The 15,969-nt window shown below is 68.8% G+C and carries 16 protein-coding genes; 9 read left to right on the top strand and 7 right to left on the bottom strand.

The annotated features are described in order from the left end of the window. Window positions 1-78: 78 nt before the first annotated feature. The 4 genes from LRG10_RS12945 to glyQ are packed head-to-tail and all read right to left on the bottom strand — an operon-like array spanning window position 79 to window position 4,375. The gene (locus LRG10_RS12945; RefSeq protein ID WP_238634193.1) at window positions 79-825 is read right to left on the bottom strand and encodes a 1-acyl-sn-glycerol-3-phosphate acyltransferase; all 747 of its coding nucleotides are present in this window, start codon (window positions 823-825) and stop codon (window positions 79-81) included. Next, window positions 822-1,367: a D-glycero-beta-D-manno-heptose 1,7-bisphosphate 7-phosphatase gene (gene gmhB / locus LRG10_RS12940; RefSeq protein ID WP_201170203.1), complete on the bottom strand. Its 546-nt coding sequence runs from the start codon at window positions 1,365-1,367 to the stop codon at window positions 822-824. The genes LRG10_RS12945 and gmhB overlap by 4 nt, the downstream gene beginning before the upstream one ends. Window positions 1,368-1,377: 10 nt before the next feature. Further along, a complete protein-coding gene (gene glyS, locus LRG10_RS12935) occupies window positions 1,378-3,468 on the bottom strand; it encodes a glycine--tRNA ligase subunit beta (protein WP_201242136.1) in 2,091 nt (696 codons plus the stop codon). Next, window positions 3,461-4,375 carry a glycine--tRNA ligase subunit alpha gene (gene glyQ / locus LRG10_RS12930; RefSeq protein ID WP_201242137.1) on the bottom strand — a complete coding sequence of 305 codons (915 nt, stop codon included), beginning with the start codon at window positions 4,373-4,375 and terminating at the stop codon, window positions 3,461-3,463. The genes glyS and glyQ overlap by 8 nt, the downstream gene beginning before the upstream one ends. Window positions 4,376-4,506: 131 nt before the next feature. Here glyQ and LRG10_RS12925 point away from each other — a divergent pair, with 131 nt between their 5' ends. The 5 genes from LRG10_RS12925 (at window position 4,507) to glnG (ending at window position 9,990) form a co-directional block, all read left to right on the top strand. Beyond that, on the top strand, window positions 4,507-5,571 hold the full coding sequence (locus tag LRG10_RS12925) for a tRNA (5-methylaminomethyl-2-thiouridylate)-methyltransferase (protein WP_201170195.1): 1,065 nt from the start codon (window positions 4,507-4,509) through the stop codon (window positions 5,569-5,571). Next, window positions 5,558-5,791, top strand: a complete 234-nt coding sequence (locus LRG10_RS12920) for a sulfurtransferase TusA family protein (protein WP_201170193.1) — start codon at window positions 5,558-5,560, stop codon at window positions 5,789-5,791. Before LRG10_RS12925 ends, LRG10_RS12920 begins: the two co-directional genes overlap by 14 nt. A 138-nt stretch (window positions 5,792-5,929) precedes the next feature. Then, the gene (glnA, locus tag LRG10_RS12915) at window positions 5,930-7,345 is read left to right on the top strand and encodes a glutamate--ammonia ligase (RefSeq protein WP_201170191.1); all 1,416 of its coding nucleotides are present in this window, start codon (window positions 5,930-5,932) and stop codon (window positions 7,343-7,345) included. 163 nt (window positions 7,346-7,508) lie between these two features. After that, complete coding sequence (gene glnL, locus LRG10_RS12910) at window positions 7,509-8,582, top strand: nitrogen regulation protein NR(II) (RefSeq protein ID WP_238635774.1); 1,074 nt, start codon at window positions 7,509-7,511, stop codon at window positions 8,580-8,582. After that, window positions 8,575-9,990, top strand: a complete 1,416-nt coding sequence (gene glnG, locus LRG10_RS12905; protein ID WP_201170186.1) for a nitrogen regulation protein NR(I) — start codon at window positions 8,575-8,577, stop codon at window positions 9,988-9,990. The genes glnL and glnG overlap by 8 nt, the downstream gene beginning before the upstream one ends. Before the next feature lie 15 nt (window positions 9,991-10,005). Here glnG and LRG10_RS12900 read toward each other — a convergent pair whose 3' ends face one another. Genes LRG10_RS12900 through LRG10_RS12890 form a run of 3 tightly spaced genes read right to left on the bottom strand, consistent with a single transcriptional unit; the run spans window position 10,006 to window position 11,971 of the window. Then, the gene (locus LRG10_RS12900) at window positions 10,006-11,001 is read right to left on the bottom strand and encodes an NAD(P)H-dependent glycerol-3-phosphate dehydrogenase (protein WP_201170184.1); all 996 of its coding nucleotides are present in this window, start codon (window positions 10,999-11,001) and stop codon (window positions 10,006-10,008) included. A gap of 4 nt (window positions 11,002-11,005) precedes the next feature. Further along, window positions 11,006-11,524: a protein-export chaperone SecB gene (gene secB / locus LRG10_RS12895; protein WP_201170181.1), complete on the bottom strand. Its 519-nt coding sequence runs from the start codon at window positions 11,522-11,524 to the stop codon at window positions 11,006-11,008. A 6-nt stretch (window positions 11,525-11,530) separates the two neighbouring features. Continuing rightward, window positions 11,531-11,971: a rhodanese-like domain-containing protein gene (locus tag LRG10_RS12890; RefSeq protein WP_201170178.1), complete on the bottom strand. Its 441-nt coding sequence runs from the start codon at window positions 11,969-11,971 to the stop codon at window positions 11,531-11,533. Between the two features lie 127 nt (window positions 11,972-12,098). On the opposite strand from LRG10_RS12890, the gene LRG10_RS12885 reads away from it, so the two are divergent. The 4 genes from LRG10_RS12885 to LRG10_RS12870 are packed head-to-tail and all read left to right on the top strand — an operon-like array spanning window position 12,099 to window position 15,906. Continuing rightward, window positions 12,099-13,244: a murein hydrolase activator EnvC gene (locus tag LRG10_RS12885; protein ID WP_201170175.1), complete on the top strand. Its 1,146-nt coding sequence runs from the start codon at window positions 12,099-12,101 to the stop codon at window positions 13,242-13,244. Window positions 13,245-13,271: 27 nt separating this feature from the next. Then, the gene (locus LRG10_RS12880; RefSeq protein WP_201170172.1) at window positions 13,272-14,519 is read left to right on the top strand and encodes a S41 family peptidase; all 1,248 of its coding nucleotides are present in this window, start codon (window positions 13,272-13,274) and stop codon (window positions 14,517-14,519) included. A gap of 2 nt (window positions 14,520-14,521) precedes the next feature. Continuing rightward, entirely contained in the window at window positions 14,522-15,346 is an 825-nt protein-coding gene (locus tag LRG10_RS12875; RefSeq protein ID WP_201170170.1) for a divergent polysaccharide deacetylase family protein, read from the top strand. After that, window positions 15,343-15,906 (top strand): DJ-1 family glyoxalase III, encoded by a 564-nt coding sequence (locus LRG10_RS12870; RefSeq protein ID WP_201170168.1) that lies wholly within the window; start codon window positions 15,343-15,345, stop codon window positions 15,904-15,906. The genes LRG10_RS12875 and LRG10_RS12870 overlap by 4 nt, the downstream gene beginning before the upstream one ends. Window positions 15,907-15,969 lie beyond the last annotated feature (63 nt).

Raw genomic sequence — 15,969 nt, 5'->3', positions numbered from 1 at the left:
CCCCCCCCACCCCCCCCCCCCCCCCCCCCCCCCCCCGGGGGGGGCGCCCCCGCCGGGGCGTTGCCGCCCCCGGCGCGGTTATCCGTCCGGGGGCCGGCCCTCCAGCTCCACCATCTGCCGCTCGATCCAGGCCTCGACCTCCGCGGTGATTTCCTCGGCGCTGCGGCCCTGGGTGGCCACAGGGGGACCGATGACAACCTCGATTCGCCCGCTGCGCCGCAGCGGGCTGTTACGGCCCCAGAACGAGCCGGCATTGTGCGCCACCGGCACCACCGGGACCCCGGCCCGGATGGCCAGCTCGGCACCGCCACTGCGGTAGCGGCCCTTCTGCCCTGGCGGGATCCGGGTTCCTTCCGGGAAGATAATGACCCAGCGCCCGCGCCGCAGCCGATCCGTGCCCTGTTCGATCACCTGTTGCCGTGCGGTGCCGCGGGCTTGGCGGTCGATGGCGATCGGCTCGAGCAGCCGCAGTCCCCAGCCGAAGAATGGGATGCGCAGCAATGACTCCTTGAGCACCCACGTCTGCGGCGAGAACCACTTCAGTAGGGCTAGCGTCTCCCACGCCGATTGGTGCTTGGCCATGACCACCGCGGCTCCCTCGGGGCGGTTCTCCAGTCCCTGCACCCGATAATCGAGGCTGCACAACCAGCGCGCCGACTCGATGACCACCAGCCCCCAGGCGCTAAGAAAGCGGTAGCGCGACCGGTAGCCGAGGGGATACGTAAGCAGCCCCAGCACGGTCCAGATCGGGGCGGTGACAGCCATCAAGGCCAGGTGTAGGCTGCTGCCCAGCCACTCGCGTGGAGTGCCGCCCTTGATTGTCATGGTTCCTCCTCCTCGAGCAGACGCGCCGCCGCTGCGGCCAGGTCGGCGTGGATCTCCGTCCCCGGCGGCAGCCCGCCCCGCGCCAACGTTTCCTCGCCCTTGCCGGTGCGTACCAAGATCGGTCGTGCGCCGACCGCGGCGGCGGCCTCCAGGTCCCGCGCCGAGTCGCCGATCACGGGTACGCCCTCGAGCCGCTCCTCCAGCCGTTCGGCCAGTTCGCGGTACAGTCCGGGGGCCGGCTTGCGACAGGTACACCCGTCCCCAGGACCGTGCGGGCAGTACGCTAGCGCGTCGATACAGCCGCCGGCTGCAGAGACGGCCTGCTCGAGCTTAGCGTGGATGGCTTCCAGGGTCGCTGCGTCGAACAGTCCCCGGGCCAGACCGGACTGGTTCGTAGCGATGGCCACCCGCCAGCCGGCCCGGCTGAGCCGGGCCATGGCCTCGATGCTGCCGGGGATCGGTACCCACTCCTGCGGGGTCCGGATGAAGGCCTCGGAGTCGCGATTGATGACACCGTCCCGATCCAGGATGAGCCACGGCATAACGGCGGCTTCAGCCCGGCAGGTGGGAGAGGTCGGCCACCGCGCGGAAGGCGTGCCGGACGGCCCCGAGGAGCTCCAGCCGGCGCTGGCGCACCGCTTCGTCGTCGGCCATCACCATGACATCAGTGAAGAATCGGTCGACGGGCTCGTGCAGGCCTGCCAGAGCGGTGAGCGCTGCGCCGTAATCGGCCGCTTCGATGCATGGCTGAGCCTCCGCCCACGCCCCCCGCAGGGCCTCGGCCAGTGCCTGTTCGGCCGGCTCATCGCCGGCGGCCACGGCCTCCGGCCGCGTTTGAGGATCGAGTCCGGCACGGCGCAGGATATTGCCGATGCGCTTGTTCGCCTCGCCCAGGGTCTGTGCTTCGGCGCGCTCGCGGAACGCCGAACAGGCCGCCAGGCGGCGGTGGAAATCCAGAGGCGAAGCCGGTTCGACGGCGGCCACCGCCTCGAACACCTCGGCGGCGTAGCCCCGCTCGGCGTAGTAGCCCCGGAGCCGCTCGTGACAGAAGCCAGCGACCTGTTCGGCGATGCCGTCGGTCGCCACCCCGCACTCGTCGGCGATCATCCCGGCGGCGGTGTCCAGCAGCTCGCGCAGCGAGAGGTCATGGCCGCCCTCGATCAGGCAGCGGAGCAGGCCGATGGCCGCCCGGCGCAAGCCGAAGGGATCTTTGTCCGCCGAGGGCGGGCCGTCGGCGGCGAAGATGCCGACTAGGGTATCGATGCGGTCGGCGATGCTGACAGCCTGCCCCTCCGGCGTGTGAGGCAGGGCATCACCGGCAAAGGCCGGCCGATAGTGGGCGCCGATGGCCGCCGCCACGGCCTCGCCCTCGCCGTCGGCCCGCGCGTAGTGGCCACCCATGATCCCCTGCAGCTCAGGGAACTCGTCGACCATCTCGGTGACGAGATCGCACTTGGCCAGCAGCCCGGCGCGGCCTGCCGCATCGGCATCCGCACCGATCTGCCCGGTGACCCGCTCCGCCAGACGGCTGATTCGCTCGCTGCGTGCGCGCAGATCGCCCAGGCGGCGGTGGAAGACTACGTGCTGCAGCTGCTCGAGCCGCTCGCCCAGGGGCAGGCGCCGGTCCTGCCGCCAGAAGAACTCGGCGTCCGCCAGGCGGGGCCGGATCACCCGTTCATTGCCGTGGCGGACCTGCTGCGGGTCGCGGCTGTCGATGTTGGCCACCGTGATGAAGCTTGCCAGCAGTCGGCCCTCGGCACCGCGCACCGGGAAGCAGCGTTGGTGTCCCTGCATGCTGGAGATGAGGGCCTCTTCGGGCATCGCCAAGAAGCGTTGGTCGAAGTCGCCGGAGAGTGCCACCGGCCACTCCACAAGGCCCGTCACCTCGTCGAGTAGCGCCTCGTCACCCACCGGTGTGCCGCCGGCACGCTCGGCCTCCTGGCGCACACCCGCCTCGACGCGACGCCGACGATCGGCGAAGTCCGCCACGACCCGTCCTTGCTCCTCGAGCAATTGCTCGTAGACGCCGGGCTCGGGGAGGTCGATCCCGCTGCGACCCCGGCCGTGGAAGCGGTGGCCATATGTGGTCCGCCCGGTGGGAATGCCGAGAATGCTACCGGGGATCACCGCCTCGCCGAGCAGCGCCACCGTCCAGTGGATGGGCCGTACGAACTCGACCTCGCCGCTGCCCCAGCGCATGCGCTTGGGAATCGGCAGTCTTCCGAGCGCGGTCTCCACCAGCCCGGGGATGATCGCCTCGGCGGCCTCGCCCGGTTGGACCCCGCGCCAGACCAGCCGTGGGCCCTTGTCGGTGTCAACGCTCTCCAGGTCTTCGACGCTGACGCCGCAGGAGCGCGCAAACCCCTCTGCAGCCTTGGTGGGATTGCCATCGGCATCTTGGGCGGCGTCAAGCCGGGGCCCGAGCCGCTCGATCCGTTCATCGGCCTGGCGGGTGTCCACGGCCTCAATGCGCACCGCCAGTCGCCGCGGGGTGGCGAACGCCTGCACCCCCTGCGGCTGCAGGCGCTGCTCCTCCAGGGCGCCGGCGAGGTCATCCCGGAAGGCGGTCATCAGCCGCTGCAGGGCCTTCGGCGGCAGTTCCTCGGTACCGATTTCGATGAGCAGGGGGCGGCGTTCAGCCATGGGTGGACTCCTTATCCTGCAGCAGCGGAAAGCCAAGCTCCTCGCGCGACTGGTAGTAGCCCTGCGCCACGGTGCGGGCCAGATTGCGCACCCGCAGGATGTAGCCCTGGCGCTCGGTGACCGAGATGGCGCCCCGTGCGTCGAGCAGGTTGAAGGTGTGCGAGGCCTTCAGGACCTGCTCGTAGGCCGGCAGCGGCAGCCCTACCTCGACCAGGCGTTGGCACTCCTGTTCCTGGTGCCGAAAGGCCTCGAGCAGCGCCTCCACGGGGGCCTGCTCGAAGTTGTATGCCGACTGCTCGCGCTCGTTCTGCAGGAAGACGTCGCCGTAGGTGACCGGCCCCGCATCGGTGTGCGTCCAAATCAGGTCGTAGACGCTCTCCACGTTCTGCAGATACATGGCGATGCGCTCGAGCCCGTAGGTGATCTCGCCCATCACTGGCCGGCAGTCGAGTCCGCCCACCTGTTGGAAATAGGTGAACTGGGTGATCTCCATGCCGTTGAGCCAGACCTCCCAGCCCAGGCCCCAGGCCCCGAGGGTCGGTGACTCCCAGTCGTCCTCGACGAAGCGGATGTCGTGGATCTGCGGGTCGATGCCGAGCTGCTCCAGCGAGCCGAGGTAGCGCTCCTGAAAATCCGCCGGCGACGGCTTAAGAACCACCTGGAACTGATAGTAATGCTGCAGGCGGTTGGGGTTGTCACCGTAGCGCCCGTCCGTAGGCCGGCGTGACGGCTGGACGTAGGCGGCGTGCCAGGGCTCGGGGCCCACGGCGCGCAGGAAGGTCGCCGGGTGGAAGGTCCCCGCGCCCACTTCCATATCCAGTGGCTGCAGCACCACGCAGCCCTGTCGGGCCCAGTACTGCTGCAGGTTGAGGATGAGTTCCTGAAAATCCCGCGGTAGCTCGGCCAAGCTCGCCTCCGTTGATCCCGTCGGCTTAGTGCGCAGTAGCGGCGCAGTATAGCGATCCGGTCCGGGCACTTGCACGGGCTCAACGGCCGTTTTGGTAGAATTCTCCCTCCACTCCGATACAGTTGCGTGTCATGCCCGAGCAACCGAAAGCCGTCGCGCTCATCTCCGGGGGTCTCGATTCCATGCTGGCCGCCCGCGTGGTCCAGGACCAGGGTGTCCACGTGGAGGGGATCAATTTCTACACCGGCTTCTGCGTCGAGGGCCACACCCACGCCATTCGCAGCAAGGATCAGCAACGGCCCAAGCGCAACAACGCCCTGTGGGTGGCCGAGCAGCTGGGTATGCCGCTACACATCGTCGATGTCATCGAGGAGTACAAGGAGGTCCTCACCAACCCCCGCTACGGCTACGGCGCTAATCTCAATCCTTGCCTGGACTGCAAGGTGTTCATGGTGCGCAAGGCCCGCGAGTGGATCGAGGCCAACGGCTTCGATTTCATCGTCACCGGCGAGGTGATCGGCCAGCGGCCCAAGTCCCAGACCCGGGACAAGCTGCCGGTGATCACCCGGGATGCCGAGGTCGAGGACCTGCTCCTGCGTCCGCTCTCGGCGAAGCTTCTGGAGCCGACGCGGCCCGAGCGCGAGGGCTGGGTGGATCGTGAGCGCCTCCACGACCTTCATGGCCGCTCGCGCAAGCCCCAGTTCGCGCTGGCGCGCAGCCTGGGCATCGAGGCCTGGGCGCAGCCCGCCGGCGGCTGCTGTTTTCTGACCGATGCCAGCTACTCGGCCAAGCTGGCCGATCTTTGGCAGGCGCGCGGTTCCCGTGAGTACGACCTGGACGACATCATGCTACTCAAGGTGGGGCGTCATCTGCGCCCGCGCGAGCACTTCAAGCTCATCATCGCCCGTGAGGCCGGTGAGACCCGCTTTCTGCAGGGCTACAAGCGCCGCTATCCGCACCTGCGCACGATCAGCCACGGCGGTCCGGTGGCGTTGATCGACGGCACCTGGGACGAGCACGACCTGGAGCTGGCGGCACGGTTGGTGGCTCGTTACTCTTCCGGGCGGAATGCCGAACGAGTCGATCTGGAACTCGAGGATACCGAGGGCAACGTGCAATCGCTCGCCGTGCCTCCGATGGCGCCGGAGAATGTTCCCGACGCGTGGTACGTGGGAGGCGATCATGGCGACGGATAACGAGCTCGACTGCCGCCATCTGCTTTGCCCGCTGCCGGTGATCCGCACCCAGGCCCAGGTGGCACGATTGGTCGCCGGCGATGAGCTGGAGGTGGTGGTCACCGACCCTGGTGCCCTCGAGGACATCCCGGCCTGGTGCCGGGTCCACGGTCATGAGGTCATCGCCACCGAGCCCAGCGGCGATGAGCACCGGATCCGCATCCGGGTCGGTGGGGCGTGAAGCCCATGCCGGCCGTAGCACCACGCCACAGGTGCGTCGGGGCGCGAAATGCCCCACAATAAGGCGCGGCTGCGGGGTTGATGCACCCTCCGGGCGCACGCCCCGCCCCATTGTTTCCCACGCAGAGGCTGTGAGCTTATGGCGCGTACCGGAGAAGATGTCCTCAAGCTGATCGAGGACGAAGACGTCAAATTCGTCGACCTTCGCTTTACCGACACTCGCGGCAAGGAGATGCACGTGACCTTGCCCGCCTCCCAGGTCGACGAGGATCTGTTCGAGCACGGCTCCATGTTCGACGGCTCCTCGATCCAGGGCTGGAAGGGGATCCAGGAGTCGGACATGATCATGCTCCCTGATCCCGACTCCGCGACCCTCGACCCCTTCTACGATGAGCCCACCCTGAACCTGGTCTGCGACATCCTCGAGCCGAGCACCTTGCAGGGCTACGACCGCGATCCGCGCTCGGTGGCCCGGCGCGCCGAGGCGTATTTGGCCTCCACCGGTTTGGGGGACACCGCGCTGTTCGGTCCCGAGCCGGAGTTCTTTGTCTTCGACGATGTCCGCTGGGGCGCCGACATGAGCGGCACCTTCTACAAGATTGACTCGGAGGAAGCCGGTTGGAACTCCGAGCGGGTCTACAAGGATGGCAACATCGGCCACCGCCCCGGCGTGAAGGGCGGTTACTTCCCGGTCCCGCCGGTGGACTCGCTGCACGACATCCGCGCTGCCATGTGCCAGGCCATGGAAGAGATGGGCCTGGAGCCGGAGGTCCACCACCACGAGGTGGCCACCGCCGGGCAGTGCGAGATCGGTGTCGCCGCCCGCACCTTGGTCAAGAAGGCCGACGAGCTGCAGACGCTCAAGTACTGCGTGCACAACGTTGCCCACGCCTACGGCAAGACCGCCACCTTCATGCCCAAGCCCCTGGTGGGTGACAACGGCAGCGGTATGCACGTCCACCAGTCGATTTCCAAGGGCGGTAACAACATCTTCGCCGGCGACCAGTACGGCGGTCTCTCTGAGGAGGCGCTTTACTACATCGGCGGGATCATCAAGCACGCCAAGGCGATCAATGCCTTCGCCAACGCCTCGACCAACAGCTACAAGCGCCTGGTGCCGGGCTTCGAGGCGCCGGTGCTGCTCGCCTACTCGGCGCGCAACCGCTCCGCTTCGGTGCGGGTGCCCTACGTGGCCAACCCCAAGGCGCGGCGTATCGAGGTACGCTTCCCGGATCCCACCGGTAACCCGTACCTGACCTTCGCCGCCATGCTGATGGCCGGTCTCGACGGCATCCGCAACAAGATCCACCCCGGCGAGGCGATGGACAAGGACCTCTACGACCTGCCGCCGGAGGAGGAGAAGGAGATCCCCAAGGTCGCCTTCCAGCTCGACGAGGCGCTGGAGGCGCTGGACAACGATCGGGAGTTCCTCAAGCAGGGCGGGGTCTTCTCCGACGACCTGATCGACGCCTACATCGACCTCAAGATGGACGACGTCACCCGTCTGCGCATGACCACCCATCCGGTGGAGTTCGACATGTACTACAGCGTCTGAGCCCTTCGGGCGGATGCTGCATCCATGGGGCGGGGCCGGATGGCTGCCGCCCTTTTTTATTGCATTGCACCAGGATGGTGCAATGGTTGCCTGATCATGGGCGCATCCGCACCGGGTCCACGCGGGACCGTCGGGGTGGCCCGGCCTTTGCACAGGGATGGACATGGACGAACAAGAGCGCGACCACTCGCAGATCCTCGAGGAACTGACGACCGCCGTGCTGTTGGCGGATGATCAGGTGCGCATCCTCCACGTTAACCACGCCGCCGAGACGTTGTTCCGGGTTAGCAGTCGGCAGGTGCTGGGCCAGCCCCTTGCCTCGGCCCTGCGCGGTGCGGAGCTGCTCGAGGGACTCATCCGCCAGACCCAGCGCACTGGCGGTGCCTACACCCAGCGCGAGCGCCGCCTGCCAGTGCGCGACGATCACCCGGTGACCGTCGACTGCACCATCACGCCGCTGTCGGCGCATCGGGTGCTCATCGAGATCGCCGAGGTTGACCGGCACGCCCGGATCACGCGCGAGCAGCACCTGCTGTCGCAGAATCGAGCCGTGCAAGAGCTCATACGTGGGCTGGCGCACGAGATCAAGAATCCGCTCGGTGGCCTGCGCGGCGCGGCGCAGCTGCTCGAGGCGGAGCTGCCCGAGCGCGATCAGCGCGAGTATACGCAGGTGATCATCCGCGAGGCCGACCGCCTGCAGCAGCTGGTTGATGCCCTGCTCGGCCCCAATGCGCCGGCGCGGGCGGAGTGGGTGAACATCCACGAGGTCCTCGAGCGCGTCCGTTCCCTGGTCATCGCCGAGGACGCCGAGAATCGCGAGGATGGTGGCCCGATTGTGCTTCAGCGCGACTACGATCCCAGCATCCCGCCGGTCAGCGCCGAGCACAACCATCTGGTCCAGGCGGTGCTCAACCTGGTGCGCAACGCCCGTCAGGCTGCCGGCCCGGGTGGCACCATCACCCTGCGCACGCGCACACAGCGCCAGTTCACCATCGCCGACAAGCCCCACCGCCTGGTGGCCCGCATCGACATCATCGACGACGGACCGGGGATTCCCCTGGATCAGCAGGAGCAGATCTTCTATCCGATGGTCACCTCGCGCCCCGAGGGCACGGGCCTGGGCCTGCCCATCGCCCAGAGCTTGATCAGTCGCCTCGGTGGTCTGATCGAGTGCGTTAGCGAGCCGGGGCGTACGGTGTTCACCATCTGGCTGCCCATGGAGACGGAAAATGACTGAGGCCGAATCGCAGGTATGGGTGGTGGACGACGACCGTTCCATCCGCTGGGTGCTGGAGAAGGCGCTGCGCCGCGCCGGCTTTGGGGTCCACACCTTCGAGAGCGGCGACGCGGCGCTGGAGGCGCTGTACCGGGAAGAGCCCGACGTGCTGATCACCGACCTGCGCATGCCCGGAATCGGCGGTCACGATCTGCTGCAGCGGGTACAGAGCACCTCGCCGCAGCTGCCGGTGATCGTGATTACCGCCTACTCGGACCTGGATGCGGCGGTCAGCTCCTACGAGGGCGGCGCCTTTGAGTATCTGCCCAAGCCGTTCGACGTGGACGAGGCGGTGGATCTGGCTGGCCGCGCTGTGGCGAGTCGGCGCAGGGGTTCGGCCGCGGAAGCCAGTACCGAGGGCTCGGCCGACATCCTCGGCGAGGCGCCGGCGATGCAGGAGGTCTTCCGGGCCATCGGCCGGCTGTCCCGCTCAAGCGTGACCGTACTGCTCACCGGTGAATCGGGCAGCGGCAAGGAGTTGGTGGCGCGTGCGCTGCACCGGCACAGTCCGCGCGCCGGCGGGCCCTTCGTGGCCCTGAACATGGCCGCGATCCCCCACGACCTGATGGAGTCGGAACTCTTCGGTCATGAGAAGGGCGCGTTCACCGGGGCGCAGCAGACCCGGCGCGGACGCTTCGAGCAGGCCGATGGCGGCACCCTGTTCCTCGACGAGATCGGCGACATGCCGGCTGACCTGCAGACCCGCCTGCTGCGGGTGCTTGCCGACGGGGAGTTCTATCGGGTGGGCGCCCACACTGCGATGAAGGTGGACGTGCGCATCATCGCGGCCACCCACCAGGATCTGGAGCAGCGCGTGGCCGAGGGGCGTTTCCGCGAGGATCTCTACCACCGCCTGAACGTAATCCGCATCCAGCTGCCGCCGCTGCGCGAGCGGCGCGAGGACATTCCTGCGCTGGCGCGGCGTTTCCTGGCGGCCGCTGCGCGCGAACTCAACGTTGATCCGAAGGCGCTGCATCCGGACGTCGAGCGCGAGCTGATGCAGCTCGATTGGCCGGGCAACGTCCGGCAGCTGGAGAATACCTGCCGCTGGCTGACGGTGATGGCCAGCGGCCAGGAGATCGTCCCTGAGGACTTGCCGGCGGACCTGCGCGGGGCGCGCAGCACTGGCGGTGGTGACGGCGGGGCGGCGGATGGCGGGGACTGGGAGACAGCGCTGGCCCGCTGGGCCGAGCAGGCCCTGGACGGTGGCGGGGATCACCTGCTCGACGAGGCCCTGCCGCGCTTCGAGCGCGCCCTGATCCGTGCCGCGCTGAGCCGCAGCGGCGGCCACCGTCAGGAAGCGGCGCGCCTGCTCGGCTGGGGGCGGAATACGCTGACGCGCAAGATCAAGGAACTCGGCATGGACTGACTCGGCGGTGGCCGCTCAGTCATCGAACTCCGCCTTGGGCGTTCGTTCCATGAGTTCGCGTACGGCCTGCTCAAGCGGGGTATCCCCGCCGACGACCCGGTAGACCATGTTGCAGATCGGCATCTCCACCCCGTGCCGTGCCGCCAGGGTGTGCAGCTCGGCGGCGGTGCGTGCGCCTTCGACGGTGCTACCCACCGAGGCCAGCGCACGATCCACGTCGGCCCCCTGCCCCAGGGCGAAGCCGAAGCGCCGGTTGCGCGACTGATCGTCGGTGCAGGTCAGCAGCAGATCCCCCATCCCGGCCAGACCGATGAGCGTCTGTGGATCGGCGCCGAGGGCGGCGCCCAGGCGCGAGATCTCGGCCAGCCCCCGGGTGACGAGCGCGGCGCGGGCGTTGGCGCCGAGCCCGAGTCCGTCGCTGACGCCGGTCGCCACGGCGAGCACGTTCTTCACCGCCCCGCCGAGCTCGACGCCGATCATGTCGGTGCTCGAGTAAGGCCGGAAGCGGTCGTTGTGGAAGGCGTGGACGACCTCGGCGGCCAGGTCCGAATCGGTGGCCGCTACGGTGATCGCGGTGGGCAGGCCGCGTCCAACCTCGGCGGCAAAGCTCGGCCCGGAGATGACCGCCATAGCGGGGGTCGGGTCGAGGACGCCCTCGACGACGCCGTGCAGGAAGCCGCCGGACTCCGATTCGAGCCCCTTGGTGGCCCAGACCACCTTGCCGGGGCGATAGGGCGCAAGGCGCTCGATCAGGCCGCGGAAGGCGCTGCTGGGGACGGCGATCAGCAGCCACTCGGTACCGGCGAGGGCCGTGTCCAGATCGGCCGTAGCAGCGAGGCTCTGCGGCAGCGGACAGTCGGGGAGATGGCGGCGGTTGACCCGCTCGGCGTTGATCGCCGCGGCGTGCTCGGCGTCGCGGGTCCAAAGCTGAACCGCGTGGCCATTGCGACCCAGCACCGAGGCCAGGGCGGTGCCCCAGGCCCCGGCGCCCAGTACCGCGATGGTCGCCACGGCGTTACGCCCTCCCCCCGTCCTGCTCGCCGGCCGGGGCGCTGTCGGCGTTGCCCTGCTCACGGCGCTGCTTCTGCTGCTGGTAGAGCGACTCGAAATTGACCGGGGCCAGAAGCAGCTGCGGGAATCCGCCCTTGACCACCAGGTCGTTGATCGCCTCTCGCGCGAAGGGGAAGAGCTGCGCGGGGCAGTAGGCACCGAGCACCCGCTCCATATCGGCCTCAGGGAAGCCCTCGAGGCGGAACACCCCGCCCTGCTTGACCTCGCAGAGGTAGGCGGTGCGCTCGTTGTTGCGCGCGGTCACGGTGACGGTCAGGACCACGTCGTAGGTGTTTTCGCCCAGTGGCTGGTGGCGGGTGCCCAGCTCCACGTCCAGCTGCGGTTTCCACTCGTCGCGGAAGGCCTCCGGGGCGCTCGGCGCCTCGAAGGAGACATCGCGCAGGTACATCTTGGCGATCTGGAAGCGCTGCCGCTGACCCGCGTCGGTGGCGCCGGTGCTGCCGTTGCCGTTGTTCTCTGCCATCGTCCCTTACCCCTTCTTGACGTTCTCCATCGGGTACCCGCTGCCCTGCCAGGCCCGCAGCCCGTGCTTGAGCCGGTAGACGCGGGAGAACCCGGCCTTGCGCAGCTTGCGTCCGACCCGTGCCGCCTGCGGCCCCTGATCATCGTAGACGATCAGCGGCGGATCACCGTCGGCCTCTTTGCGCAGCTTGTCGATCAGCTGATCGAACTCGGCCTCGGGCAGGCTAAAGGCGCCAGGCAGGTGCCCGCCGTCGAACTCCTTGCGCGGGCGCATGTCGATGAACCGGGCCGACTCACGGTTGTACATTCGCGTGGCGGTCTCGGCGTCGATCATCTTTACGCCGCTGTACCAGTGGAAGAGCTCTCCGCCGATCCACCAGCCGAGGATCAGCACGAAGGCCAGCACCAGGCCCCAATTGTTTTGTGCGAATTCGAGGAATTCCTGCATGGACGCTGCCGTGCCTCTGTCACCGGGATCAAGGCGGGGATGATACCAGCCGTCCGCGGTGCCTGCAGGTCCGGACGGCGTGATCGCGCTACCATGGGCGATCCGTGGTAAGGCAGTGGAGAAGGGCATGGCCGCAAGGCGACCGCGCACAGGTCTGGCGATGGGTGTCGTACTGATGGCGCTCGCCGGTGCGTCGTCGGCGGATTACGAAAGCGAGCGCGAGCAGCTCGAGGCCCTGCGCGACGATCTCGAGACGATCCAGGAGCAGCTTGCGGCGGATCGGGCCGCGCGCGACGAGGTCGAGGAGGAGCTGTCGCGGCTGGAGCGGGCGGTCTCGGAGGCGGCCCGCGAGTTGGAACGCCTGCGTGAGGAGCGCGCCCATGCCCGCGAGCGGGTGGCGGAGCTGCGCGAGGACTACGAGGCGGAGGCCGAGCGCCTCGGCCGCCACCGCGAGACCCTCGCCGGGCAGATCGTTGCTGCCTATGTCAGTGGTGGCGACGATCCCCTGCGCCTGCTGCTCAACCAGCAGGACCCGGCCGCAGTCCAGCGTCTGCTGGTCTACCACGACTACTTCAACGAGGCGCGGGCCGGGCACATCGAGGCGGCCATGGCGGAACTGCAGAGTCTGGCGGCCCTGCGCGAGGAGCTCCGCACCGAACTGACCGAGCTTGAACGCCTGGAGCAGGCGACGCGCGAGGAGCGCCAGGCCCTGGCCGAGCAACGCGCCGAGCGCGATGCCCGGCGCGAGCAGCTGGAGGCGCGCATCGCCGAGCGGGGGGCCGAGGCGGAGTCCCTGGAGGCCGAGGTGGCCGAGCAGGAGGCGCTCCTTGAGGATCTGCGCCAACGCCTTGCCGACGTGCCGGAAGAGGCTGCCGAGGTGGAGGCCTTCAGCGAGGCGCAGGGGCGGCTGCCGTGGCCGGTGGAGGGCGAGGTGGCCGAGGCGTTCGGCGAGGCCCGGGCTGGTGGTCTGCAGCGCACCGGCGTCGTGATCGCCGCCGATACGGGCGATGAGGTTCACGCCGTGGCGCCGGGCCGGGTGGTCTTCAGTGATTGGTTGCGTGGCCACGGGCTGCTGGCCATTATTGATCACGGCGATGGCTATCTGACGCTCTACGGCCATACAGAATCGCTCTATGTGGACGTCGGCGAGTGGGTCGAGGCCGGTGACCTGGTCGCCACCGTGGGCAACAGCGGCAGCCGTCGGGATCCGGGGCTCTACTTCGAGATCCGCGAGGGGGCCGAGCCGCGCAATCCGCTGAGCTGGCTACGCTGAGTCCGCCGGCCCGATGAAGGAGCTGCAATGCAATCCTGGAGCCTGACCCTGGCCGCTGCCCTGCTCGCGCTGTGTATCGGCGGTGCCGCCGCCGCGCCGCCGGCGGAGGTCGATGACGACCTGCCCATGGCCGAGCTGGAGCTGCTTACCGAGGTCTACAGCCGGATCAAGCGCGACTACGTCGACGAAGTGGAGGATGCGGATCTATTCCGCGCCGCCATCCGCGGCATGCTCTCCGAGCTCGATGCCCACTCGAGCTACCTCGACGAGCGCGAACTCGAGCAGCTTCGCGAGGGTACCCGTGGGGAGTTTGGTGGTGTCGGGCTGGAACTCAGCCGGCAGGATGGCGAGATCCGCGTGGTCGCCCCCATCGACGACACGCCGGCAACTCGGGCCGGCCTGCAGGCTGGTGACGTGCTGCTGCGCATCGACGGTGAGCCCGTGCGTGGCAACAGCCTCAACGATGTGGTGCAGCGTCTGCGCGGTGAGCCGGGCACCGCGGTGGAGGTGACCATCCGGCGCACGGACGAAGAGGGCCGGACCCGCACCTTCGAGCTTGAGCGCGACACCATCCAGGTGGAGAGCGTGCGCGCCCGGATGCTCGAGCCGGGCTACGGCTACGTGCGCATCAGTCAGTTCCAGGAGCGCACCGCCAGTGACCTCTATCCCGCCCTCGACCGCCTGCTCGATGAGGCCGGCGGCGGTCTCCACGGCCTCATCCTCGATCTGCGCAACAATCCCGGCGGGGTGCTCGATCCGGCGGTGGCCGTGGCCGATGCCTTTCTCACCGAGGGGCGGATTGTCTACACCGAAGGGCGCATGCCCCAGGCGCGCATGAGCTTCGAGGCCACGCCGGTGGACCGGGCCCGCGGTGCCCCGATGGTGGTGCTGATCAATCGCGGGTCGGCCTCGGGCTCGGAGATTGTCGCCGGCGCGCTGCAGGATCATCGACGCGCCGTGGTCATGGGTCGGGCGAGCTTTGGCAAGGGCTCGGTACAGAGCGTTATGCCGCTCGGCGGGGCCGCTATGAAACTGACCACGGCCCGCTACTACACCCCGCAGGGCCGCTCGATCCAGGACGAAGGGATCCAGCCGGATATCGTGGTCGAGGAGCTGCGTCTGGCCGAGGCCGCGGAGCGGGAGGCCGAGGTCGTTCCGGATACCCCGGCGGATGCCGATGACGCCGAGCAGGCGGCGGAGCTGGCCCAGGATGACTATGTCCTGAGCGAGGCGCTGAACCTGCTCAAGGGGCTGCGCGTGTTCGAGGGGCGTTGAGCATGGCGAAGGGTTATCGAGGGTTCTTCGCGGCCGGCGTCCTGGCGGTCTGGGGTGCGCCGCTCGCCGCGCATGGGCCGGCGGGCACAGACTGGATGTCGTTCCCCGAACCGCGGGCGGAGACGCCGGCCGGCCAGCCGGCGGCGCTGATCATCGACGACGTCGGCGACGACCGGGCCGCGGGGCGGCGCGCCATTGACCTGGATGCGGGGGTGACGCTCTCGGTGTTGCCGCACACCCCCCACGGCCGATACCTGGCCGAGCGCGCCCATGAGCGCGGTCGCGAGGTGATGCTGCACCTTCCCATGGAGGCAAAGAACGGGGCCGATCCTGGCCCCGGTGCGTTGTTCCTCGATATGGACGAGGTGCAGGTGCGCGAGACTGTGGCCCGTGCCTTGGAGGCGGTTCCCCACGCCGCCGGCGTCAACAACCACATGGGCAGCCTCATCACGCGCCACCCCGGGCACATGACGTGGTTGATGGAGGAACTGGCGGCGCGCGACGATCTGTACTTCATCGACAGTCGTACCTCGGCGCGCTCGGTGGCTCAGCGGATGGCCGATGAGCAGGGCGTGGATAACGCCGTGCGCCACGTCTTCTTGGACCCGCAGCGCGATGCCGATGTGATCGCCGAGCAGTTCGAGCGTTTCGTGGCCCTGGCGCAACAGGGTCAGGGGGTGATCGCCATCGGCCATCCCTACCCCGAGACCCTGGATCTGCTGGAGGAGGAATTGCCCGGACTGCGCGAGCGGGGTGTGACTCTCGTCCCCGCCGGCGAGCTGGTTGATGAACCGGCCACCGATCCAATCAAGGGAGATCGACGATGAGTGTACGAGTTCTGGTTCCGCTGGCCGAAGGCTGTGAGGAGCTGGAGGCGGTCACGGTGATCGACCTGCTGCGCCGGGCCGGAGCCGAAGTGGTGGTCGCCGGCCTGGAATCGGGAACGGTGCGCGCCAGTCGCGGCGTGCAATTGGTCCCGGATACCGACCTGGACCGCGTCGCCGAGGAGAGCTTCGACCTGATCGTGCTGCCCGGCGGACTGGGCGGCGCCGAGCGGCTGGAGAGTGACGCCCGCATCGTCCGCATGCTGCAGGCGCAGAATGAGAGCGACGGCTGGATCGCGGCGATCTGCGCTGCCCCGCGCGTGCTTGCCGAGGCAGGCGTCCTGCAGGGGCGCCGGGCCACTGCCTTCCCGACCCAGCTCGAGCGCCACGGCATTGAGCCGGAGGATAGCGCGGTGGTCATCGACGACAACCTGATCACCTCGCGCGGGCCGGGGACGGCGATGGACTTCGCCTTGCGCCTGATCGAGGTTGTCTACGGTGACGAGAAGGCGGCCGAGGTTGAGGGTACCCTGCAGCGTCCGCTCTCACACCAGCGCTACTGAGTTGCTCGGCCGTGGGGGGGGGCCCCCCCCCCCCCCCCCGCCGCCCCCCCCCCCCCCCCCCCC

The organism is Halorhodospira sp. 9628 (assembly GCF_022228075.1).
GTDB classification, from domain to species: domain Bacteria; phylum Pseudomonadota; class Gammaproteobacteria; order Nitrococcales; family Halorhodospiraceae; genus Halorhodospira; species Halorhodospira halophila_A.
Note: the sequence above shows the minus strand (reverse complement) of the source record. Positions and strands in the feature narration are given on the sequence as shown.